This window comes from Nonomuraea sp. 3N208 (assembly GCF_052245935.1).
Taxonomy (GTDB): Bacteria; Actinomycetota; Actinomycetes; order Streptosporangiales; family Streptosporangiaceae; genus Nonomuraea.
Genome location: NZ_JBQQBR010000154.1, coordinates 1 through 1353, shown reverse-complemented (window position 1 = coordinate 1353; position 1353 = coordinate 1). Strand labels below are relative to the sequence as shown.

Below are 1353 nucleotides of genomic sequence, written 5' to 3'. Positions count from 1 at the left end.
GTGCGGCCAGCACCTGACGTGCCTGCCGCTCGGTCGCGCAATGCACCACGGCGTCGTCGGCGTAGCGCTCGAACTCCACAGTCGGGAACTCGCGTGCCAGCCAGGTGTCGAACGCGTAGTGCATGAACAGGTTGGCCAGGACGGGCGAAACCGCTGAACCCTGTGGGGTTCCTCGGTGCCGCTCGACCAGGGTTCCGTCGGCTTGCTGGATGGGAGCGGTCAGCCACCGCTTCACATACAGCAGGACCCAGCGCTGCTTGGTGGTGATGTTGGCCTGCACCGCCTTGACCATCAGGTCCCACGGCACGCTGTCGAAGAACTTCTCGACGTCGAGGTCGATGATCCAGTCCTTCTTCCAGCACCGCTGGCGGCACGTGGCCACCGCGTCCAGCGCGGAGCGTCGGGGCCGATACCCGTAGGAGTCGTCGTGAAAGATCGACTCGGTCCGGGGTTCCAGCGCCAGCGCTGCCACTGTCTGGGCGATCCTGTCGGCCACGGTCGGTACTCCTAGAACGCGAGTGCCTCCCCCGGCCTTCGGGATTTCCACCGCCATCACCGGAGGCGGAAAGTAGGTGCCCGACGACATCCGATTCCAGATCTTGTAGAGGTTGTTCCTCAGATCGGCCTCGAAGTCCTCGATGGACTGCCTATCCACTCCGGCGGCGCCCTTGTTGGCCTTGACTCTCTCGTATGCCTCCCACACCAGCCGCTTCGAAATATCGAACGGCTTGTCCTTCGGTTCCGACATGCCCACCCGCTTCCTCCCAGACCAACATCCGGTTGTTCGCGCGAACAAATCGACAGATGAGCCGGCCCCTTCGCTCCACCCCCATTACCGGGGCTTCGTCACTACTACGAGCCGGTCCGCCGGCGGACGCCGCGACGGTACTCAACGCCTCACGGTTTCTGCCGCCCGGCGCGCTCCCTCTCGCCCCCCAGCACCATTGGCACCGGGACGGCGCTGTCGGCATCCGCCTTCCCACGTTCCATGCAGAAGCCGCAGACCGGACTCGCGCCGCCTCTACGCCGGACACCACCTGGCCAATAGGCGGGCACCCGCCAGGCTCATCCCGGGCCCTTTTAACCACCCCGGTTTTGATGTCGTCCACTTGTTTCGACGCGTCTTCGACGGTTCGCTCGCGCTCGCCTTCCCGGTCCCCACCTGACGCATCACGTGCGCCTTTTCCTCAACGCTCACCACGACGGTCTTCAGCCAACGCAGCTTGAGGCGGTTTGACGTCTCCCCCCGCAGGGCGACGCCGAAGGGCCAGACCTTCATCTCCTGCACAGCACCGCATCCAGCAAGGTCACCTACACAACAACCTCGCCTTCTGCGCTCGTGGCGCACTTAAA

At 64.7% G+C, this 1353-nt stretch carries 1 protein-coding gene; it reads right to left on the bottom strand.

The window, feature by feature from the left end; genetic code table 11:
- A partial coding sequence (ltrA, locus tag ACTWPT_RS59970; protein ID WP_443186473.1) for a group II intron reverse transcriptase/maturase occupies positions 1–748 on the bottom strand: 748 nt, incomplete at its 3' end.
- Positions 749–1353: the final 605 nt, after the last annotated feature.